General features: G+C 67.4%; 29 protein-coding genes. 28 read left to right on the top strand and 1 reads right to left on the bottom strand.

Annotated features, from left to right (window positions below; translation table 11 throughout):
- Nucleotides 1-16: 16 nt before the first annotated feature.
- From rpsJ to rplR, 18 genes are all read left to right on the top strand, one after another.
- Nucleotides 17-325, top strand: a complete 309-nt coding sequence (rpsJ, locus tag ACFTE1_RS14880; protein WP_380620922.1) for a 30S ribosomal protein S10 — start codon at nt 17-19, stop codon at nt 323-325.
- Nucleotides 326-336: 11 nt separating this feature from the next.
- Nucleotides 337-996, top strand: coding sequence for a 50S ribosomal protein L3 (gene rplC, locus ACFTE1_RS14875; protein WP_380620920.1), 660 nt, complete (start codon nt 337-339; stop codon nt 994-996).
- A complete protein-coding gene (rplD, locus tag ACFTE1_RS14870; protein WP_380620918.1) occupies nt 996-1646 on the top strand; it encodes a 50S ribosomal protein L4 in 651 nt (216 codons plus the stop codon). Before rplC ends, rplD begins: the two co-directional genes overlap by 1 nt.
- Nucleotides 1643-1957, top strand: coding sequence for a 50S ribosomal protein L23 (rplW, locus tag ACFTE1_RS14865; protein ID WP_380620916.1), 315 nt, complete (start codon nt 1643-1645; stop codon nt 1955-1957). Before rplD ends, rplW begins: the two co-directional genes overlap by 4 nt.
- Before the next feature lie 15 nt (nt 1958-1972).
- Nucleotides 1973-2815 carry a 50S ribosomal protein L2 gene (gene rplB, locus ACFTE1_RS14860; protein ID WP_380620914.1) on the top strand — a complete coding sequence of 281 codons (843 nt, stop codon included), beginning with the start codon at nt 1973-1975 and terminating at the stop codon, nt 2813-2815.
- 3 nt (nt 2816-2818) lie between these two features.
- Entirely contained in the window at nt 2819-3100 is a 282-nt protein-coding gene (gene rpsS / locus ACFTE1_RS14855; RefSeq protein ID WP_380620912.1) for a 30S ribosomal protein S19, read from the top strand.
- A gap of 32 nt (nt 3101-3132) precedes the next feature.
- Entirely contained in the window at nt 3133-3606 is a 474-nt protein-coding gene (gene rplV / locus ACFTE1_RS14850) for a 50S ribosomal protein L22 (RefSeq protein ID WP_380620910.1), read from the top strand.
- Nucleotides 3606-4424 (top strand): 30S ribosomal protein S3, encoded by an 819-nt coding sequence (rpsC, locus tag ACFTE1_RS14845; RefSeq protein ID WP_380620908.1) that lies wholly within the window; start codon nt 3606-3608, stop codon nt 4422-4424. Before rplV ends, rpsC begins: the two co-directional genes overlap by 1 nt.
- Before the next feature lie 5 nt (nt 4425-4429).
- On the top strand, nt 4430-4858 hold the full coding sequence (gene rplP / locus ACFTE1_RS14840) for a 50S ribosomal protein L16 (protein WP_380620906.1): 429 nt from the start codon (nt 4430-4432) through the stop codon (nt 4856-4858).
- Nucleotides 4858-5088: a 50S ribosomal protein L29 gene (gene rpmC / locus ACFTE1_RS14835; protein ID WP_380620904.1), complete on the top strand. Its 231-nt coding sequence runs from the start codon at nt 4858-4860 to the stop codon at nt 5086-5088. Before rplP ends, rpmC begins: the two co-directional genes overlap by 1 nt.
- Nucleotides 5088-5354 (top strand): 30S ribosomal protein S17, encoded by a 267-nt coding sequence (gene rpsQ, locus ACFTE1_RS14830; protein WP_380620902.1) that lies wholly within the window; start codon nt 5088-5090, stop codon nt 5352-5354. Before rpmC ends, rpsQ begins: the two co-directional genes overlap by 1 nt.
- A gap of 12 nt (nt 5355-5366) precedes the next feature.
- Entirely contained in the window at nt 5367-5732 is a 366-nt protein-coding gene (rplN, locus tag ACFTE1_RS14825) for a 50S ribosomal protein L14 (protein WP_380620900.1), read from the top strand.
- A gap of 3 nt (nt 5733-5735) precedes the next feature.
- Complete coding sequence (gene rplX / locus ACFTE1_RS14820; protein WP_380620898.1) at nt 5736-6047, top strand: 50S ribosomal protein L24; 312 nt, start codon at nt 5736-5738, stop codon at nt 6045-6047.
- On the top strand, nt 6047-6616 hold the full coding sequence (gene rplE, locus ACFTE1_RS14815; protein ID WP_380620896.1) for a 50S ribosomal protein L5: 570 nt from the start codon (nt 6047-6049) through the stop codon (nt 6614-6616). Before rplX ends, rplE begins: the two co-directional genes overlap by 1 nt.
- Nucleotides 6616-6801 (top strand): type Z 30S ribosomal protein S14, encoded by a 186-nt coding sequence (locus tag ACFTE1_RS14810; RefSeq protein ID WP_380620894.1) that lies wholly within the window; start codon nt 6616-6618, stop codon nt 6799-6801. The genes rplE and ACFTE1_RS14810 overlap by 1 nt, the downstream gene beginning before the upstream one ends.
- Nucleotides 6802-6990: 189 nt before the next feature.
- On the top strand, nt 6991-7398 hold the full coding sequence (gene rpsH / locus ACFTE1_RS14805) for a 30S ribosomal protein S8 (RefSeq protein WP_380620892.1): 408 nt from the start codon (nt 6991-6993) through the stop codon (nt 7396-7398).
- A gap of 22 nt (nt 7399-7420) precedes the next feature.
- The gene (gene rplF / locus ACFTE1_RS14800) at nt 7421-7957 is read left to right on the top strand and encodes a 50S ribosomal protein L6 (protein ID WP_380620890.1); all 537 of its coding nucleotides are present in this window, start codon (nt 7421-7423) and stop codon (nt 7955-7957) included.
- 2 nt (nt 7958-7959) lie between these two features.
- The gene (rplR, locus tag ACFTE1_RS14795) at nt 7960-8355 is read left to right on the top strand and encodes a 50S ribosomal protein L18 (protein ID WP_380620888.1); all 396 of its coding nucleotides are present in this window, start codon (nt 7960-7962) and stop codon (nt 8353-8355) included.
- 89 nt (nt 8356-8444) lie between these two features.
- Here rplR and ACFTE1_RS14790 read toward each other — a convergent pair whose 3' ends face one another.
- Nucleotides 8445-9674: an MFS transporter gene (locus ACFTE1_RS14790; RefSeq protein ID WP_380620886.1), complete on the bottom strand. Its 1230-nt coding sequence runs from the start codon at nt 9672-9674 to the stop codon at nt 8445-8447.
- Nucleotides 9675-9773: 99 nt separating this feature from the next.
- Here ACFTE1_RS14790 and ACFTE1_RS14785 point away from each other — a divergent pair, with 99 nt between their 5' ends.
- From ACFTE1_RS14785 to map, 10 genes are all read left to right on the top strand, one after another.
- Nucleotides 9774-10127, top strand: a complete 354-nt coding sequence (locus ACFTE1_RS14785) for a hypothetical protein (protein WP_380620884.1) — start codon at nt 9774-9776, stop codon at nt 10125-10127.
- Between the two features lie 106 nt (nt 10128-10233).
- A complete protein-coding gene (locus tag ACFTE1_RS14780) occupies nt 10234-11247 on the top strand; it encodes a FecCD family ABC transporter permease (protein ID WP_380620882.1) in 1014 nt (337 codons plus the stop codon).
- Nucleotides 11244-12281: an iron chelate uptake ABC transporter family permease subunit gene (locus tag ACFTE1_RS14775; RefSeq protein WP_380620880.1), complete on the top strand. Its 1038-nt coding sequence runs from the start codon at nt 11244-11246 to the stop codon at nt 12279-12281. The genes ACFTE1_RS14780 and ACFTE1_RS14775 overlap by 4 nt, the downstream gene beginning before the upstream one ends.
- Nucleotides 12282-12283: 2 nt before the next feature.
- A complete protein-coding gene (locus ACFTE1_RS14770) occupies nt 12284-13219 on the top strand; it encodes an ABC transporter substrate-binding protein (RefSeq protein ID WP_380620878.1) in 936 nt (311 codons plus the stop codon).
- A gap of 264 nt (nt 13220-13483) precedes the next feature.
- The gene (gene rpsE / locus ACFTE1_RS14765) at nt 13484-14098 is read left to right on the top strand and encodes a 30S ribosomal protein S5 (protein ID WP_380621691.1); all 615 of its coding nucleotides are present in this window, start codon (nt 13484-13486) and stop codon (nt 14096-14098) included.
- A 15-nt stretch (nt 14099-14113) separates the two neighbouring features.
- Nucleotides 14114-14299, top strand: coding sequence for a 50S ribosomal protein L30 (rpmD, locus tag ACFTE1_RS14760; protein ID WP_380620876.1), 186 nt, complete (start codon nt 14114-14116; stop codon nt 14297-14299).
- Nucleotides 14299-14742 (top strand): 50S ribosomal protein L15, encoded by a 444-nt coding sequence (gene rplO, locus ACFTE1_RS14755; RefSeq protein ID WP_380620874.1) that lies wholly within the window; start codon nt 14299-14301, stop codon nt 14740-14742. The genes rpmD and rplO overlap by 1 nt, the downstream gene beginning before the upstream one ends.
- Before the next feature lie 309 nt (nt 14743-15051).
- Nucleotides 15052-16386: a preprotein translocase subunit SecY gene (gene secY / locus ACFTE1_RS14750; RefSeq protein ID WP_380620872.1), complete on the top strand. Its 1335-nt coding sequence runs from the start codon at nt 15052-15054 to the stop codon at nt 16384-16386.
- Between the two features lie 158 nt (nt 16387-16544).
- On the top strand, nt 16545-17177 hold the full coding sequence (locus tag ACFTE1_RS14745; protein WP_380620870.1) for an adenylate kinase: 633 nt from the start codon (nt 16545-16547) through the stop codon (nt 17175-17177).
- A gap of 25 nt (nt 17178-17202) precedes the next feature.
- On the top strand, nt 17203-18042 hold the full coding sequence (map, locus tag ACFTE1_RS14740; protein ID WP_380620868.1) for a type I methionyl aminopeptidase: 840 nt from the start codon (nt 17203-17205) through the stop codon (nt 18040-18042).
- The last annotated feature ends 14 nt before the right edge of the window (nt 18043-18056 follow it).

The following is an 18056-nucleotide window of genomic DNA, read 5'->3' as shown; positions in this document are numbered from 1 at the left end:
GAAAAGGTTAGGAACCATGGCGGGACAGAAGATCCGCATTAGGCTGAAAGCCTACGACCACGAGGTCGTGGACTCCTCGGCCAAGAAGATCGTGGAGACGGTCACCCGTACCGGAGCTAACATCTCCGGCCCGGTGCCGCTCCCGACTGAAATCAACCGTTTCTGTGTAATCAAGTCGCCGCACAAGTACAAGGATTCGCGCGAGCACTTCGAGATGCGCACTCACAAGCGCCTCATCGACATCCTCGACCCGACTCCGAAGACTGTCGACTCGCTCATGCGTCTCGACCTGCCGGCGGGCGTCGACATCGAGATCAAGCTGTAGGGAGGTGACCCATGGGTAAGAAGGTCGAACGCAAGATCAAGGGCATCCTGGGCACCAAGCTCGGCATGACCCAGGTGTGGGACGAGAACGGCCAGGCCGTTCCCGTGACGGTCGTACAGGCCGGTCCCAACGTCGTCAGCCAGATCCGCAAGCCCGAGGTGGACGGCTACGCCGCCGTCCAGCTGGGCTTTGGCGACATCAAACTGAAGAAAGTCACCAAGCCGCTTCAGGGGCACTTCGAGAAGGCCGGCGTCGCTCCGCGTCGCCACCTCGTCGAGCTGCGCACCGCTGACGCCGCTGACTACGAGCTCGGACAGACCGTCGACTCCTCCATCTTCGAGGACGGCGACCTGGTCGACATCACCGGCACCACCAAGGGCAAGGGATTCGCGGGCGTCATGAAGCGCCACGGGTTCAAGGGCCTCGGCGCCAGCCACGGTGTCCACAAGGTGCACCGCGCTCCCGGTTCCATCGGCGGTTGCGCGACTCCGGGCCGCGTGTTCAAGGGCATGCGCATGGCCGGCCGTATGGGCGGTCAGCGTCAGACGACGCAGAACCTGAAGGTTCACGCCGTCGACGCCGAGCGCGGTCTGCTGCTCATCAAGGGCGCCGTCCCCGGCCCCAAGAACGGCCTGGTGCTGGTCCGTAGCGCAGTGAAGGCGGTCGCCTAATGAGCATCGAAGTCAAAGTGAAGGACGCTGCTGGCAAGGAGACCGGGAAGGTCATCGAGCTCCCCGCCGAGATTTTCGACGTGGACCCGAACATCCCGCTCATGCACCAGGTCGTCACCGCACAGCTGGCCGCCGGTCGCACCGGCTCCGCCAGCACCAAGACCCGCGGCGAAGTCCGCGGCGGTGGTAAGAAGCCGTACCGCCAGAAGGGAACCGGCCGCGCCCGCCAGGGCTCGATCCGCGCTCCCCAGTTCAAGGGCGGCGGCACGGTCCACGGTCCGAAGCCCCGCTCGTTCGCCGAGCGCACGCCCAAGAAGATGATCGCCGCGGCGACCTTCGGGGCGCTGACCGACCGGGTCCGCAACGAACAGCTGCACGTCATCGACTCGTTCGTCTCGGACGAGACCCCGAAGACCAAGACCGCCAAGGCCGCTCTGTCGAACGTGTCCGAGGCCGGCAAGGTGCTCGTGGTCCTCTCCCGCGACGAAGAGGTCCAGCGGAAGAGCCTGGCGAACCTCCCCGAGGTCCACCTGCTCACCGCCGGACAGGTCAACTGCTACGACGTGCTCAACAACGAAGACGTCGTCTTCACCGAGGCCGCCCTCGAGCAGTTCCTCGGTGAGCGCACCGGGCAGGAGGCCGCGGCATGAGTGAAGTGACCATCGCCGACCCGCGCGACATCATCATCAAGCCGATCATCTCGGAGAAGTCCTACGCTCTCCTCGGCGAGAACAAGTTCACCTTCGAGGTGGACACGCGCGCGAACAAGGCCCACATCAAGATCGCCATCAAGGAGATCTACGGTGTCGAGGTCGAAAAGGTGAACACGATCAATCGCCAGGGCAAGCGCAAGCGCACCCGCTACGGCTGGGGAAAGCGCAAGGACACCAAGCGCGCCATCATCACCGTCAAGGGCGACGCCGGACGTCTCGGCGAGGTCTTCGGCGGAACGATCGCTTAAGGGGGGTTAGGAAACATGGCTATTCGTAAATATAAGCCGACGACCCCGGGTCGTCGCGGTTCGAGCGTCTCCGACTTCTCCGAGATCACTCGTTCCACGCCGGAGAAGTCCCTGCTGAAGCCGATCACCAAGACCGGTGGTCGCGGCAAGGACGGACAGATCTCCACCCGTCACCGCGGTGGCGGACACAAGCGCCGTTACCGCGTGATCGACTTCCGTCGTCACGACAAGGACGGCGTTCCGGCCAAGGTCGCCCACATCGAGTACGACCCGAACCGGTCGGCTCACATCGCGCTGCTGCACTACGCGGACGGCGAGAAGCGGTACATCCTGGCGCCCAAGGGCATCCAGCAGGGTGACCGGATCGAGAACGGTCAGGGAGCGGACATCAAGCCGGGCAACTCGCTCGAGCTGCGCCACATCCCGGTCGGTACCACGGTCCACGCCGTTGAGATGAAGCCCGGATCCGGCGCGGCCCTCGGCCGTTCCGCCGGCTCGTCCATCCAGCTGCTGGCCCGTGAGGGCAAGTACGCGCACCTGCGCATGCCCTCCGGTGAGATCCGCCTGGTCGACGTGCGCTGCCGCGCCACCGTCGGCGCGGTCGGAAACTCCGAGCACGCCAACATCAACTGGGGCAAGGCCGGCCGCATGCGGTGGAAGGGCTGGCGCCCGACCGTCCGCGGTGTCGTCATGAACCCGGTCGACCACCCGCACGGTGGTGGTGAGGGCCGCACGTCCGGTGGTCGCCACCCGGTCAACCCGCAGGGTAAGCCGGAGGGTCGCACCCGGAAGAAGAACCACCCGACCGACCGCCTCATCGTGCGTCGTCGCCAGGCCAACCGGAAGCGGGGTAAGTAACGCATGGCTCGTTCACTGAAAAAGGGCCCCTTCGTCGACGATCACCTTCAGAAGAAGGTCGACGCCGCCGTCGAAAAGGGCAGCAAGAACGTTATCAAGACCTGGTCGCGCCGTTCGACGATCACCCCGGAGTTCATCGGGCTGACGTTCGGCGTTCACGACGGGCGCAAGCACGTTCCGGTGTACGTCACCGAGAACATGGTGGGGCACAAGCTCGGCGAGTTCGCTCCGACGCGCACGTTCCGCGGTCACATTAAGGACGACAAGAAGAGCCGCCGCCGCTAGGCAGGCCTCACGGAATACGAAGGATTAGAACGATGGCAAAAGTGGAGCAGGAAGCTCCGAAGGCACGCGCCGTAGCCCGCTACGTCCGCGTGGCTCCGCGCAAAGCGCGCCGCGTTGTGGACCTCGTGCGTGGCCTGCCGGTGGACGAGGCTCTGACCAAGTTGGAGTTCGCACCGTACGCCGCCGCCCGCGACGTCTACAAGGTGGTCGCCTCGGCTCAGGCCAACGCCGAGAACAACCTCGGCCTCGACCCCGAGTCGCTCATGATCTCCGAGATCATGGTCGACGAGGGTCCGACCATGCGCCGTTTCCGTCCGCGTGCCCACGGGCGCGCCTACCGGATCAACAAGCGCACCAGCCACATCACGGTCAGCGTGGAGTCGGCCGCGGCCTCCGGCCCGTCCGAGTCCACCGTCCGCCGTCCCAAGGCCGCCAAGCCGAAGGCAGCGGAGACCGCTGAGCAGGGCTCGTCCAAAAACTCCGACGCTGAGAAGGAGACCGATTAATGGGTCAAAAGGTTCACCCCAAGGGGTACCGTCTCGGCATCAGCGCTGACTGGACGTCCCGCTGGTACGCCGACAAGGACTACGCTGACTACGTCGGCGAGGACGTCAAGATCCGTAAGCTGCTGACCAAGGGCCTCGAGCGCGCCGGCATCAGCCACGTCGACATCGAGCGCACCCGCGAGCGAGTCCGCGTGGACATCCACTCGGCCCGCCCGGGCATCGTGATCGGCCGCAAGGGCGCCGAGGCCGACCGCCTCCGCGGCAAGCTGGAGAAGCTCACCTCCAAGCAGGTGCAGCTGAACATCATCGAGGTCAAGAACCCCGATGTCGACTCCCAGCTCGTCGCTCAGGCCGTCGCCGAGCAGCTGGCCAGCCGTGTCAACTTCCGCCGCGCCATGCGCAAGTCGATCCAGTCGGCCATGCGCAACCCCGCGGTCAAGGGCATCAAGATTCAGTGCTCCGGCCGTCTGGGCGGCGCTGAGATGTCCCGTTCCGAGCAGTACCGCGAGGGCCAGGTCCCGCTGCACACGCTGCGCGCGAACATCGACTACGGCTTCTTCGAGGCGCACACGACCTTCGGCCGCATCGGCGTGAAGGTGTGGATCTACAAGGGCGAGGCCACGCTCAAGGAGCAGGCCGAGCAGGTCCAGCGTCGCCGCGAGGGCGGCGGCGGACCCGGTCGCGGAGGACGCGGCCGCGGTGGCCGTGGCCGCGGTGGCCGCACGCCGCAGCAGACCCAACAGACGCAAAGCACCGAGAAGCCCGCCGCTTCCAACGAGGCTGCTTCTGCGTCCGCGGAACAGAAGCAGGAGGGTTAAGCGACATGCTTATGCCACGGAAACCACCGCGTGGTTACCGCAAGCCCCACGCTCCCAAGCGTAAGGGCAAGGCGTCCCGCGGAACTCGCGTGACCTTCGGTGAGTACGGCATTCAGGCCACCGAACACAGTTACGTGACCAACCGTCAGATTGAAGCGGCTCGTATCGCGATGACCCGCCACATCAAGCGTGGCGGCAAGGTCTGGATCAACATCTTCCCCGACCGCGCGATCACGAAGAAGCCCGCCGAGACCCGTCAGGGTTCCGGTAAGGGTTCGCCCGAGTACTGGGTGGCCAACGTGAAGCCGGGTCGAGTGATGTTCGAGATCTCTTTCCCGAACGAGGCGACCGCGAATGAGGCCCTCATGCGCGCGATCCACAAGCTTCCGATGAAGTGCCGCATCGTTAAGCGTGAAGGTGCAGGTGAACGCTAATGGCAGTCGGAATCGACGCCGGCGAGCTGCGTGAGCTCTCCGACAAGGAGCTCGCCGACAAACTCGTCGAGAAGAAGGACGAGCTGTTCAACCTCCGGGTTCGTTCGGCTACGGGCCAGCTCGAGAACAACCACACCCTCGGTGTGGCGAAGAAAGAGATCGCCCGGATCTACACTGTCATGAATGAGCGCCGTCTCGGCCTCAGCGACGCGCCGGAAGAGGAGAACTAATGAGCGAGGAAATCACTCGCGGCCGGCGCAAGGTGCTCGAGGGTATCGTCGTCGGCGACAAAATGGACAAGACCGCTGTCATCGAGGTCGAGGACCGCAAGAAGCACGCGCTTTACGGCAAGGTCCTGCGCACGACCAAGAAGTACAAGGCACACGACGAGAACAACCAGTGCGGGATCGGCGACCGCGTCTCCATCATGGAGACCCGCCCGCTGTCCAAGTCCAAGCGCTGGCGTCTGGTCGAGATCCTTGAAAAGGCGAAGTAGGGGAGATTCGACATGATCCAGCAGGAATCTCGGCTGAAGGTCGCCGATAACACCGGCGCCCGCGAACTGCTCTGCATTCGCGTGCTCGGGGGTTCTGGCCGCCGCTACGCCGGCATCGGCGACGAGATCGTCGCCGCCGTCAAGGAGGCCACGCCCGGAGCCGGCGTGAAGAAGGGCGACGTCGTCAAGGCCGTCATCGTCCGCACCAAGAAGGAGCGCCGTCGTCCCGACGGCACCTACATCAAGTTCGACGAGAACGCCGCCGTCCTCGTCAAGGACGGCGAACCGCGAGGGACCCGCATCTTCGGCCCTGTCGCCCGTGAACTGCGTGACAAGCAGTACATGAAGGTCATCTCCCTCGCCCCGGAGGTGTTGTAAGAGATGAAGATCAAAAAAGGCGACCGCGTCCGCATTCTGTCGGGCAAGGACAAGGGTGCCGAGGGCGAGGTCCTGGAGGCCTACCCGACGCGCGGCCGCGTCCTGGTCGAGGGCGTCAACCGCGTCACCAAGCACGTCAAGGCCGGCCAGACCGCTCGCGGCTCGCAGACCGGCGGCATCGAGACCCACGAGGCCTCGCTCGACGTGTCGAACGTGGCGCTGCTCGAGGACGGCAAGCCCGTCCGCGTCGGCTACCGCATCGGCGAGGACGGCCGCAAGGTCCGCGTCTCCAAGAAGACCGGTAAGGACGTGTAATGACTGACGTAGCTGAGAAGGTCGCGCCGCGGCTCAAGGAGAAGTACAACTCCGAGATCCGCAACAAGCTGACCGAAGAGTTCGAGTACGGCAACGTGCACCAGGTGCCTGGTCTCGTCAAGATCGTCGTCAACATGGGTGTCGGAGAAGCCGCGCGCGACTCCAAGCTCATCAACGGCGCCCTGTCCGACCTGACCACGATCACCGGCCAGAAGCCGATCGTTCGCCGCGCCAAGAAGTCCATCGCGCAGTTCAAGCTGCGCGAGGGCCAGGCCATCGGCGCCAAGGTGACGCTCCGCGGAGCCCGCATGTGGGAGTTCCTGGACCGCACCCTGTCGCTGGCCCTGCCCCGCATCCGCGACTTCCGCGGCCTGTCGGACCAGCAGTTCGACGGCAATGGGAACTACACGTTCGGGCTCACCGAGCAGAGCGTGTTCCCGGAGATCGACATGGACAAGATGGACCGCGTGCGCGGAATGGACATCACGCTGGTGACCACCGCGAAGACGGACGACGAGGGACGCGCCCTGCTGCGCCACCTCGGCTTCCCCTTTAAGGAGAACAGCTAATGGCCAAGAAAGCGCTCATCGCCAAGCAGCAGCGCAAGCCCAAGTTCAAGGTGCGCGCCTACACCCGCTGCCAGAAGTGCGGCCGCCCGCACTCGGTCTACCGCAAGTTCGGCCTCTGCCGTGTGTGCCTGCGCGACATGGCGCACAAGGGAGAACTGCCCGGCGTGCACAAGGCCTCTTGGTAGGGTGACCGAGTTCCTTGCCGGCAAGGCAAGGGCAGAAAATTTGGGGGAGGGCGGGACGACCGCCCTCCCGACCGAAAAGTGGTCCGAGGCCCCCGGCGATTCGCGCCGGGGGAACCGGGGCCCCGACTGCCATAGGCCTTTGGACGGTGTACCGGCCAGGGGAACCGTGGCGGAAAGAGGTAAACAGATATGACCATGACCGACCCGATCGCGGACATGCTCACCCGTCTGCGGAACGCCAACCAGGCCTTCCACGAGACCACGTCGATGCCGCACTCCAAGCTGAAGGCCTCCATCGCGGACGTCCTGAAGCAGGAGGGCTACATCGCCGACTGGCGCGTGGAGGAGCCCGAGGAGGGCGCCGTGGCGAAGAAGCTCGTCATCGACCTGAAGTTCGGCGCCAACCGCGAGCGTTCGCTCTCCGGCCTGAAGCGCGTCTCCAAGCCGGGCCTGCGCGTCTACGCCAAGTCCACTGAGCTTCCGCGCGTCCTGGGCGGCCTGGGTGTGGCCATCGTGTCCACGTCCAACGGCCTGCTGACCGACCGTCAGGCCCGCAAGCGCAACGTCGGCGGCGAAGTCCTCGCCTTTATCTGGTAATCACTGAAGGAGGGTATGAAATATGTCCCGTATCGGCAAGGCACCGATCGCGGTTCCCTCCGGCGTCGACGTCAAGGTCGACGGCACCGGGGTTACCGTCAAGGGTCCGAAGGGCGAGCTCTCCCAAGAGCTCCCCGAGCAGATCAAAGTCGAGTTCGAGGACGGCACCGTGAAGGTGTCGCGCCCCGACGACGAGCGTAAGAACCGCGCTCTGCACGGCCTCGTCCGCAGCCTCATCAACAACATGGTCGTCGGCGTCTCGGAGGGCTACCGCAAGTCCCTCGAGATCAACGGCACCGGTTACCGCGCCGTGCCCAAGGGCCAGGGCGTGGAGATGAGCCTGGGCTTCAGCCACACCATCCAGGTCGACGCCCCCGAGGGCATCAGCTTCACGGTGGAGAAGCCCACGCTGCTGCACATCGACGGCATCGACAAGCAGGTCGTCGGCCAGGTCGCGGCGAACATCCGCGGTCTGCGTCCGCCGGAACCCTATAAGGGCAAGGGCGTCAAGTACGTCGACGAGCGCATCCGCCGCAAGGCCGGAAAGGCAGGTAAGTAGTCATGGCTTCGAAGCTGCAGAAGCGGAGCAAGTCGGCGCCGGCCTCCTACCGCCGCCGCATCTCCAAGAACCGCCGCCACTTCCGTCTTCGCAAGAAGATCCGTGGCAGCGAGGTGCGTCCGCGTCTGGCCGTCTTCCGGTCCGACAAGCACATCACCGCCCAGGTCATCAACGACGTCGACGGCAAGACCCTTGCCGCCGCGTCGACGGTCGAGGCGTCCTTCGGAGACTTCAAGGGCACCAAGACCGAGAAGGCCACCAAGATCGGCGAGATGGTCGCCGAGCGTGCGAAGGAGGCCGGCGTCGAGTCGGTCGTCTTCGACCGCGGCGGTCTCAAGTACCACGGCCGCATCGCGGCCCTGGCCGACGCCGCCCGCGAGGGTGGACTGAAGTTCTAAGGCTCCCTTAGGACCCGGTCTCTCACGGCTCGGCCGTGAACAGGCGTTAGGGCCCTCCCCGGAAGGGGAGGGCCCTTTTTCGCGTCCTCCTACCGTCCGCTTTCCTCCCGGCCGACGTACCGCAGCCCGAGCAGGGCGACGACCGCGAGCACGCCGGCCGCCGCCAGCGACGCCGATGCCGGGTCCCGCTCGGCGAGAGCGCCGAGTCCGAGGTTCGCCCCTATGCCGACGACCGAGCCCATCGAGCTCATGAGCGACAGCGCCGTGGCCCGGCGGGAGTCGGGGAGGAGCCGGTTGGCGACCGCCGACAGGACCGGGCCGCGGAGGTTCATCCCCAGGACGACGGCGCCGAACCCGGCTATGGCGACGGCCGGAAGGGGCACTGCCAGCAGGACGAATCCCGCGGAGCCGATAGCGGTGGCGGCGAAGAGGAGCGCCCTGCGGCCGATCCGCCGTTCCAAACGGCCTACGACGGTGTCGGCGGCGGCAGCGGCCAGCATCCCGGCACCGACGACGACCCCGAAGGAGGCCTGCGGAACTCCGGCGCCCTGAAAGAGCGGCTGGTCGAGGGTGTGGACGGCGTTGAAGACCGCGAAGGCCCCTCCCGACGCGACGGCGGCGTAGAGCAGCACCGGAGAGCGGAAGACGATTCCGGCGGCGGTCAGCACGCTGGAGGCCGCTGACTCTGGGCGCGGCGGCGAGGATCGTTCTGCGGGGAGGAGGAGTACGATCGCCAGCGCCGCGCAGGCGGCCCCGGCGGCGGCATAGGCCGGCGCGGCGATTCCCCAGGAAGCGGCGAGCAAAGGGCCGACCACGGCCGACACCGTCCCGCCGACCAAGTCCAGGGCCGCCAGGCGGCCGAAGGCGGTCGTGGCGTGCCGGTCGGCGCCGTCCCCGAGCGACTCGTAGACGTAAGCGCTGTCGACCCCGCTGAGGAGGGCGATGGACAGCCCGCTCAAGGCGAACGACGCGAGGTACGCCGGCAGCCCGCCGCCGACGGCGAAAAGGACCTCGGCCCCTGCGGCGACGGCGAAGCCCGCTGTCAGCGTGCCGCGGCGTCCGGCCCTGTCGGCGAGGTGCCCGGCGGGGACCTCGGCCAGCAGGACGACGGCCGAGAGGACTCCTTCGAGCAGGAAGATCTCCTGGTAGGACAGTCCTCTGGAGACCAGGAAGAGTGCGCTGACGGGGACGTAGAAGACCAGCGCCGAGGTCAGCTGGGCGACCCCTAGGACCAGGAGGGCCCTATGGCGTCGGAGGGCGAAGGAGTCGGGGGAACGGCGTTTGTAAATGCCCGAAGAGGTTTCGCATGGGGACAGCATATCGGACGGGTCCGGCGAACGTCACGAGTGCGGTGGGCGATAAGAGGGCGCCCTTTCGGGCCCCGATGCCTTACCTTGAGTACTGGAGGTGTCGCACAGGTGAAAGACGATAAGGGCTTCGAGGAGTTCCGGCGGACGGCGGACTACCGCAACATGGTGGGCGGAATGCGCCTGGTGCTGCTGGCCCCGCTGCTGATCGCGGTGATGTTCGTGCTCTGGCTGCTGGTCGACGACTGGGTCCCGACGGCGTTCTTCGCCGTGCTGCTGGTCGTCCTGGCCGTCATTCTGCTCATTCCGCTGGTGCTGCTCTACCTGGCGGCCAAGCGGATCATCGAGTCCAGCTCCCGGCCCGCCGAGACGCGCGACAATGTCTCCCGCCTGCTCAAGAGCCTGTACAGGGACTCGCGCAACCTCAAGGACTTCCCGCTCACCGAGTGGCGCGACAGGCGGTGAGCCGTGGAAACGGCGGAGGCGACCCCGCGCGGAAGAGCGGGAGGGGAACGGTCACAAAACCATCTCGGCCATTGGAGTTAAGGTAACCCTAACCTATTCTTGACGGGTGCTCACCCAGACCTCCCGGCCGAGGCGCACCGCCGCCGTGTTCGGACTCGCCGCCGCCCTGCTCGTCGCGGTCGGCGTCCTGTCCGTCCTCGTGGGGGCGCGGCCCCTGGACCCCGGCGAGGTCCTCGCGGCGCTGACGGGCCGGGCCGACCCCGTCGTCACCGAGGTCGTCATGGAGCAGCGGATGCCCCGGACCGTTGTCGGCCTGCTGGTCGGGGCGGGGCTGGCCGTCGCCGGAGTCCTCATGCAGACCCTGACGCGCAACCCCCTCGCCGACCCCCGGCTCTTCGGGGTCAGCGCCGGCGCCAGCCTCGGCGTGGTCGTCGGCATCTCGGTCCTCGGCCTGACGAGCCTCTCGCAGTACGCCTGGCTCGGCATAGCCGGCGCGCTCGTCGTCGGAACCGTCTCCTACTTCGTCGCCACGGCGGCCTCCCGCCACGCCGACACCCCCGTGACCTTCGCGCTCGTCGGGGCGGCCCTGGACGCCTCCCTCACCGCCGTCATCTACGCCATCCTCACCACCGACGTCCAGAGCTTCGACCAGTACCGCTTCTGGGCGGTCGGGTCCCTGGCCGGCCGCGACCCGAGCGTCGCCCAGGGCATGGCACCCTTCCTCCTCTTCGGACTCGCCGTCGCGTTCCTCCTCGCCCGCGGCCTCGACGCCCTGGCACTCGGCGACGACACGGCCCGCGGACTGGGGCACCGGCTGGGCGCCACCCGCGCCGCCGCCGCTCTCGCCGTCGCGCTCATGACCGGCGCCGCCGTGGCAGCGGCCGGTCCCATAGCCTTCGTAGGACTCGTGGTCCCGCACCTGGCCCGCCGCCTCGTCGGCCCCTCGCACCGGCCCCTGATCGCCCTGGCGGTCCTGCTGGGGCCCGTCCTCGTCCTCGGCGCCGACATCGTCGGCCGCAAGATCGTCCCCGGAGAGGCTCCCGCGGGAGTCCTCTGCGCGCTCATCGGCGCGCCCCTCCTCATAGCCCTGGTCCGCCGGGCGAAGGCGCTGAGCGTATGAGCGCGCCGACTCTGATCAAAGGCCACCGCCCCGTCCGCTGGGCCGGGTACTCGCTGCTCGTGCAGCGCCGCAACGTCGTCGTCTGCTCGATACTGGCGCTGGCGCTCGCCGGGGCGGCCCTGCTGTCGCTGACCGTCGGCAACGTGGTCACCGTGCCGCCCGCCGACGCCGTCAACACCCTGCTGGGCGAGCGCACCGGATACAACCTCACCATCGGGGTGCTCCGCTGGCCCCGGATCGTGCTGGCCGCCCTGGCCGGGGCGGCCCTGGCCCTCTCGGGAGCGCTGATCCAGGCGGTGGCGAGGAACCCCCTGGCCAGCCCGGACATCATCGGCGTCACGGCCGGGGCCGGCCTGGCGGCGACCCTGTCGCTCATGACGGGCCTCGGACTCGGCCTCGTCGCGCCTCTCGCCCTGCTCGGCGGTCTGGCGGCGGCCGCCGCCGTCCTGCTGCTCGGTTCCAAGGCCGGGCTCAGCGCGCCCCGCTTCGTCCTGGCCGGCGTCGCCGTCGCGGTGCTCGCCAAGAGCCTCACGCAGATGTCCCTCATGTCCGGCGAGGCCATCGACGCCCAGCGCGCCCAGATCTGGCTGGTCGGCACCCTCGCCGGACGCGGCTGGGACGAGGTGCGCGTGCTCGCGGCCGTGCTGCTCGTCGCCCTTCCGGTGCTGGTCTGGGCTTCGCGCGCCCTGCGGACCACGAGCCTCGACGACCCCACCGCCGTCGGCATAGGCGTCGCGGTGGGCCGCCAGCGCCTCGCCTTCGCTCTCGCGGGCGTCGCCCTGGCGGCCCTGACGGTCAGCCAGGTCGGCGGCATCGAGTTCGTCGCCCTCGCCGCACCCCATATTTCCCGGCGGCTGGTGCGCTCCACCCGCCCTCCGCTGGTCGCCGCGGCCCTCACCGGGGCCCTCCTCCTGGTGCTGGCGGACTGGATCGGACGCAACGCCTTCGGCGACTACCAGCTGCCCGCGGGCGTGCTCACGGCCGCGCTCGGAGGCGCCTACCTGCTCTATCTGCTCATTCGGAAAGGACGTTAAACATGCGGAGAAGAAACGCCATGGGAGCGGCGCTGATCGCCGTCGCGGCCCTCGGGCTCGGAGCCTGCGGGGGAGGGACCGACGACGGTTCCGCCTCCGGTGCCACGCGCACCCTGGACACTGTCATGGGCGAGGTCGAGATCCCCCAGAACCCGGAGAAGGTCGTCGTCCTCGACACCGACAAGATCGACACCGCCCTCACCCTCGGGGTCACGCCGGTCGGCGCGGCGCGCGCCGGAGAGACGGAACTGCCCGGCTACCTCGACGGCCTCGAGGGCGTCGAGACCGTCGGCACGCTGACCGACCCCGACCTGGAGAAGATCGAGCAGTTGCGGCCCGACCTGATCCTCGGCACCCAGTTCCGCCAGGAGCAGTTCTACGACGAGCTCACCGCCATCGCCCCGACCGTCTTCACCGAGAACGTGGGCGTCACCTGGAAGGAGAACTTCCTCCTCGACGGCGACGCGCTGGGGAAGAAGGAGGAGGCCGAGCAGAAGCTCGCCGCCTACGAGCGGCGCGCCGAGGAGTTCGGGCAGTCGCTGGGCGACCCGTCCGAGACCACGGTGTCCATCGTGCGCTTCATGCCCGACCACATCCGCTACTACGGCCCCGAGGGCTTCAGCGGCATCGTCGTGGCCGACACCGGACTGGCCCGCACCGAGCTGCAGGAGATGGAGGGCGCGGAGGACCGCCGCTTCGGGCGGCTCTCCGCCGAGGAGATCGACCGGGCCGACGCCGACTACCTCTTCTACACCGCCTACGGCGAGGACGCGGAGAAGGCGCAGGGCGAGACGACGCAGAGCGCGCTGTGGACCTCCATGACCGCCGTCGGGGAGGGCCGGTCCTTCAACATCGACGACGAGGTGTGGATGACCGGCATCGGCGTCACCGCCGCGAACATGATCCTGGACGACCTTGAGAAGCACGTCCAGGCCTGAGCGGGCCCGGAGGGCGGCCGATCCCGGGCCGCCGTGCCGGACGAGCGCGCCGGGTCGGGACCGGAGGGCCGCCGTAGTCGAGATCACCCGGCCCCGGTGCCCCTCCGCCGCGATTGACAAGGCATAATGGGGAGATGTGCGCCCTCGGGCGCACTCCCCGGGCCGCCTCGTTCGAGGCTTCGAGGCCCGCGAACACACAGCGAGTCGGAATCCCCGGCCGGGCGTGCGCCCGGCGAGAGGGGCCGGCGTTTAGCACTAGGAAGGATCAGTCCAGTGGCTGATGAAAAGCAACAGGGCGGTAAGGACGGCAAGCGCCGTTCCCGCCGTGACGGCGGCCGCGGCGGGGCCGAGAAGTCCCCGCACATCGAGCGCGTCGTCACCATCAACCGCGTCGCCAAGGTGGTCAAGGGTGGACGTCGCTTCACCTTCACCGCCCTGGTAGTCGTCGGCGACGGCGAGGGCAAGGTCGGTGTCGGTTACGGCAAGGCCAAGGAAGTCCCCTCCGCGATCGCCAAGGGCGTCGAAGAGGCCAAGAAGAGCTTCTTCGCCGTTCCGCGCATCGGCGGAACCATCCCCCACCCGGTCCAGGGTGAGGATGCCGCCGGCGTCGTCATGCTCAAGCCCGCCTCGGCCGGTACCGGTGTCATCGCCGGCGGTCCGGTCCGCGCCGTGCTCGAGTGCGCCGGAATCCACGACATCCTGTCGAAGTCGCTGGGTTCCTCCAACGCGATCAACATCGTTCACGCGACCGTTGACGCGCTGAAGCAGCTCGAGAGCCCGGAGGCCGTCGCCGCCCGCCGTGGCATGCCGCTGGAGGACATCGCTCCGGCCGGCCTGCTCCGTGCGCGCGCCGAGGCCGCTCAGGCCGTGCAGGCGTAAGGGGGAATGGGAGAAATGGCAGAACTCAAGATCACCCAGACCCGTTCGCTCATCAACCGGACTCCGAAGCAGCGTGGGACGATCAAGGCCCTCGGTCTTCACCGGATCCGCCACTCGGTCGTCCGTCCGGACACCCCCGAGGTGCGCGGAATGATCGCCGTCGTCAGCCACATGGTCGACGTCGAGGAGGTGGCCAACTAATGTCCATCCGCATTCACGACCTCCGCCCGGCCCCGGGCTCCAAGACCGAGAAGACCCGTGTGGGTCGCGGTGAGGCCTCGAAGGGCAAGACCGCGGGCCGCGGTACCAAGGGCACCAGGGCTCGCAAGGGCGTGCCGGCCGGCTTCGAGGGCGGCCAGATGCCGCTGCAGATCCGTCTGCCGAAGCTCAAGGGCTTCAAGCCGCACAACAAGGTCGTCTTCCAGGTCGTCAACCTCGACCGCCTCGTGGAGCTCTTCCCCGAGGGCGGCCAGGTCGGCCCGGAGGAGCTGATCGCCAAGGGCGTGCTCAACAAGAACGAGCGCGTCAAGGTTCTCGGACAGGGCGACCTCGAGGGCGTCAAGTTCGACCTCAAGGCCCACGCGTTCAGCGCCTCGGCCAACGAGAAGGTGACCGCCGCCGGCGGCACCTGCGAGAGCATCTAGGACGTGAACTGTTCCCGCACTTAGAGTGTGGGTTACTTCACGCGAAGGCGGTCGGGCCTGGTCCCGGCCGCTTTTTCTTGTGCCGTAAAGGCAATCGGACCGTAACCGAACGTGGCCGAGCTCGTTCTTACCAAGTAGGGCGGGTGTACTGCGACACCAGCCACCTGCTAGGCTCGGCGACGGGAACGGAGTGTCGCCGGACGCCGAGTTCCCTGACCACCAACCAGCCCGATTCGGTCGGCCGGGTACCCCACCAGGCCGTGGTTCGTAAAGGACCCCGACCGGGGGTCCCAACCAGGAGGAAATGCCTTGCTCTCCGCCTTTGTGAGCGCGTTCAAAACCCCCGATTTGCGCAAGAAGATCCTGTTCACGCTGTTCATCATCGCGTTGTACCGGCTCGGAGCGCAGACGCCGTCTCCGGGTATCGACTACGCGACAGTCCAGCAGTGCGTCGCGCCGCTCCAGAACGGAGACGCCGACGGGAACATCTTCGGGGTCCTGAACCTGTTCACCGGTGGCGCCCTGCTGCAGCTCTCGGTCTTCGCGCTCGGCGTGATGCCCTACATCACCGCCTCCATCATCATGCAGCTGCTGACGGTCGTGATCCCGCGCCTCGAACAGCTGCGCAAGGAGGGGCAGCCGGGGCAGGCCAAGATCACCCAGTACACGCGCTACCTGACCATCGGGCTCGCCGCGCTCCAGGCCTCCGGCTATATAGCCTTGGCGCGCAACGGCACGCTCTTCGGGCAGGCCTGCCCGGGCATGCTGCCGGACCTGTCGGACAAGGGGATCCCCTTCTGGATGTCCATCGTGACCGTCGTGGCCGTCATGGTCGCCGGCACGACCATGATCATGTGGTTCGGCGAGCAGGTCACCGAGCGCGGCGTCGGCAACGGCATGAGCCTCCTGATCTTCGCCTCCATCGCCTCGGCGCTGCCGAGCCAGTTCTGGGGCCTCAAGGAGGCCGAGGGCTGGTTCATGTTCAGCATCATCGTCGCGATCGGCATCGCCATCCTGGTGGCGGTCATCTTCATCGAGCAGTCGCAGCGCCGCATCCCGGTGCAGTACGCCAAGAAGATGATCGGCCGGCGCATGTATGGCGGCACCTCGACCTACATCCCGATCAAGGTCAACCAGGCCGGCGTCATCCCCGTCATCTTCGGCTCCTCGCTGCTGTACATCCCGACGCTCCTGCTGCAACTGAACCAGGACAGCGACTCCGCTTGGGTCCAGTTCGTCAGCCGCCACCTGACCGACCAGGGCTCGTGGATCTACATCTCGCTGTACGCCATGATGATCATCTTCTTCACCTACTTCTACGTGTCCATCACGTTCCGCGCCGACGACATCGCCGACAACATGAAGAAGGCCGGCGGGTTCATCCCGGGCGTCCGCCCCGGCAACCCCACCGCGAAGTACCTGCAGCAGGTCCTGTCGCGCCTGACCTTCCCCGGCTCGCTCTACCTGGCCATCATCGCGGTCCTGCCGAACCTGGCGATCGTGGTCATGGGCAACCAGCAGCTGTTCGCGCAGTTCCCGTTCGGCGGCACCTCCGTGCTCATCATGGTGGGCGTCGGCCTCGAGTCGGTCCGCCAGATCGAGTCCCAGCTGGAGCAGCGTCACTACCAGGGATTCCTGCGGTAGTACACCCGAGACTCCGAGAGGCCGCCACGCGTGTCGTGGCGGCCTCCGTCCGTCCGGGACGAGATAGATATGCCATACAACCCGCAGGTCGGTCGACACTCGGCGGCCCGGGGCTATACGTTTAAGAACGTCAAAGACGTAGAGGGAAGGAATCTTCTGTGCGACTCGTACTGGTAGGACCGCCCGGGGCCGGCAAGGGCACCCAGGCCGGCGTCATCGCCGAGCGCCTCGGCATCCCCGCCATCTCGACCGGCGACATCTTCCGCGCCAACATCAAGGGCGGCACCCCCCTCGGCCAGGAGGCCAAGAGCTATATCGACGCCGGAAAGCTCGTGCCCGACGAGGTCACCAACCGGATGATCGCCGACCGCCTGTCCCAGGACGACGCGAAGAACGGATTCCTGCTCGACGGCTACCCGCGCAACTCCGAGCAGGCCGAGCACCTGGACAAGATCCTCTCCGAGGACGGCCTCGCCGTGGACACCGTGCTGGAGCTCCAGGTCCCCGAGGACCTCCTGGTCAGCCGCATCACCGGCCGCCGGACCTCCTCCAAGACCGGCAAGATCTACCACCTGGAGTTCAACCCGCCGCCGGCCGACGAGGTCGAGCACCTGACCCAGCGCTCCGACGACACCGAGGAGGTCGTCCGCGACCGCCTCGCCGTCTACCGCGACGAGACCGCCCCGATCATCGACTTCTACGCGAAACAGGGCAAGCTCAAGAGCATCGACGCCGTCGGGGAGCTCGACGAGGTCACCAAGCGCGCCCTCGACTCCCTCCAGTCCGCCTAGCCTCCAGGATTAGAAAGCCGGTCCATTGTTCCGCCGTCGCCAGAACATCCAGATCAAGACCACCGAGCAGATCCGCAAGATGCGCAAGGCGGGCCTGGTGGTCGCCGACGTGCACGAGGCCGTGAGGAACGCCGCCGCCCCGGGCGTCTCGACGGCGGAACTGGACCGCATCGCCGAGGAGACCATCCGGTCGGCCGACGGCGTCCCCTCCTTCAAGGGCTACGACATCGGATGGGGCCCCTACCCGGGCTCCATCTGCTCCTCGATCAACGAACAGGTCGTCCACGCCATCCCGGCCGAGGACCAGGTCCTCAAGGACGGCGACGTCATCTCCGTGGACGTCGGCGCGATCGTCGACGGCTGGCACGGCGACGCCGCCATCACCATCGAGATCGGGGATGTCGCCCCGGAGGTCCGCGAGCTCCACCGCGTCTGCGACGCGTCCATGTGGGCCGGCATCCGCGCCGCGGCGACCTCCAAGCGCCTCGGAGGGATCTCCAACGCCATCGAGACGACCGTCGACGGCGCGGGGGAATACGGCATTGTGGAGGGCTTCGGCGGCCACGGCATCGGCACCGAGATGCACCAGGACCCCCACATCCTCAACTACGGCGAGCCGAACGACGGCCCCAAACTCAAGCCGGGCATGTGCCTGGCCATCGAGCCGATGATCACGCTGGGCTCGCCGGACACGGCGGAGCTGGAGGACCAGTGGACCATCGTGACCGCCGACGGGTCCGTCGCCGCGCACACCGAGCACAGCATCGCCCTGCTGAGCGACGGGATCTGGGTGCTGACCGCTCCCGACGGCGGCGTCTCGGAACTGGGCGACCTGGCTTCCGCCATGGCGCGCAACGAAAGCTGAACGCACTGTGCCAG

Source organism: Salininema proteolyticum, assembly GCF_042685645.1.
Classification (GTDB): domain Bacteria; phylum Actinomycetota; class Actinomycetes; order Mycobacteriales; family Micromonosporaceae; genus Salininema; species Salininema proteolyticum.
This window is presented reverse-complemented; position numbering and strand designations above follow the sequence as displayed.

Bases quoted from the DNA above. Each gene is read 5' to 3' on its own strand.
- rpsJ (WP_380620922.1), top strand. From the start codon at position 17: ATGGCGGGACAGAAGATCCGCATTAGGCTGAAAGCCTACGACCACGAG.
- rplC (WP_380620920.1), top strand. From the start codon at position 337: ATGGGTAAGAAGGTCGAACGCAAGATCAAGGGCATCCTGGGCACCAAG.
- rplD (WP_380620918.1), top strand. From the start codon at position 996: ATGAGCATCGAAGTCAAAGTGAAGGACGCTGCTGGCAAGGAGACCGGG.
- rplW (WP_380620916.1), top strand. From the start codon at position 1,643: ATGAGTGAAGTGACCATCGCCGACCCGCGCGACATCATCATCAAGCCG.
- rplB (WP_380620914.1), top strand. From the start codon at position 1,973: ATGGCTATTCGTAAATATAAGCCGACGACCCCGGGTCGTCGCGGTTCG.
- rpsS (WP_380620912.1), top strand. From the start codon at position 2,819: ATGGCTCGTTCACTGAAAAAGGGCCCCTTCGTCGACGATCACCTTCAG.
- rplV (WP_380620910.1), top strand. From the start codon at position 3,133: ATGGCAAAAGTGGAGCAGGAAGCTCCGAAGGCACGCGCCGTAGCCCGC.
- rpsC (WP_380620908.1), top strand. From the start codon at position 3,606: ATGGGTCAAAAGGTTCACCCCAAGGGGTACCGTCTCGGCATCAGCGCT.
- rplP (WP_380620906.1), top strand. From the start codon at position 4,430: ATGCTTATGCCACGGAAACCACCGCGTGGTTACCGCAAGCCCCACGCT.
- rpmC (WP_380620904.1), top strand. From the start codon at position 4,858: ATGGCAGTCGGAATCGACGCCGGCGAGCTGCGTGAGCTCTCCGACAAG.
- rpsQ (WP_380620902.1), top strand. From the start codon at position 5,088: ATGAGCGAGGAAATCACTCGCGGCCGGCGCAAGGTGCTCGAGGGTATC.
- rplN (WP_380620900.1), top strand. From the start codon at position 5,367: ATGATCCAGCAGGAATCTCGGCTGAAGGTCGCCGATAACACCGGCGCC.
- rplX (WP_380620898.1), top strand. From the start codon at position 5,736: ATGAAGATCAAAAAAGGCGACCGCGTCCGCATTCTGTCGGGCAAGGAC.
- rplE (WP_380620896.1), top strand. From the start codon at position 6,047: ATGACTGACGTAGCTGAGAAGGTCGCGCCGCGGCTCAAGGAGAAGTAC.
- ACFTE1_RS14810 (WP_380620894.1), top strand. From the start codon at position 6,616: ATGGCCAAGAAAGCGCTCATCGCCAAGCAGCAGCGCAAGCCCAAGTTC.
- rpsH (WP_380620892.1), top strand. From the start codon at position 6,991: ATGACCATGACCGACCCGATCGCGGACATGCTCACCCGTCTGCGGAAC.
- rplF (WP_380620890.1), top strand. From the start codon at position 7,421: ATGTCCCGTATCGGCAAGGCACCGATCGCGGTTCCCTCCGGCGTCGAC.
- rplR (WP_380620888.1), top strand. From the start codon at position 7,960: ATGGCTTCGAAGCTGCAGAAGCGGAGCAAGTCGGCGCCGGCCTCCTAC.
- ACFTE1_RS14790 (WP_380620886.1), bottom strand. From the start codon at position 9,674: ATGCTGTCCCCATGCGAAACCTCTTCGGGCATTTACAAACGCCGTTCC.
- ACFTE1_RS14775 (WP_380620880.1), top strand. From the start codon at position 11,244: ATGAGCGCGCCGACTCTGATCAAAGGCCACCGCCCCGTCCGCTGGGCC.
- ACFTE1_RS14770 (WP_380620878.1), top strand. From the start codon at position 12,284: ATGCGGAGAAGAAACGCCATGGGAGCGGCGCTGATCGCCGTCGCGGCC.
- rpmD (WP_380620876.1), top strand. From the start codon at position 14,114: ATGGCAGAACTCAAGATCACCCAGACCCGTTCGCTCATCAACCGGACT.
- rplO (WP_380620874.1), top strand. From the start codon at position 14,299: ATGTCCATCCGCATTCACGACCTCCGCCCGGCCCCGGGCTCCAAGACC.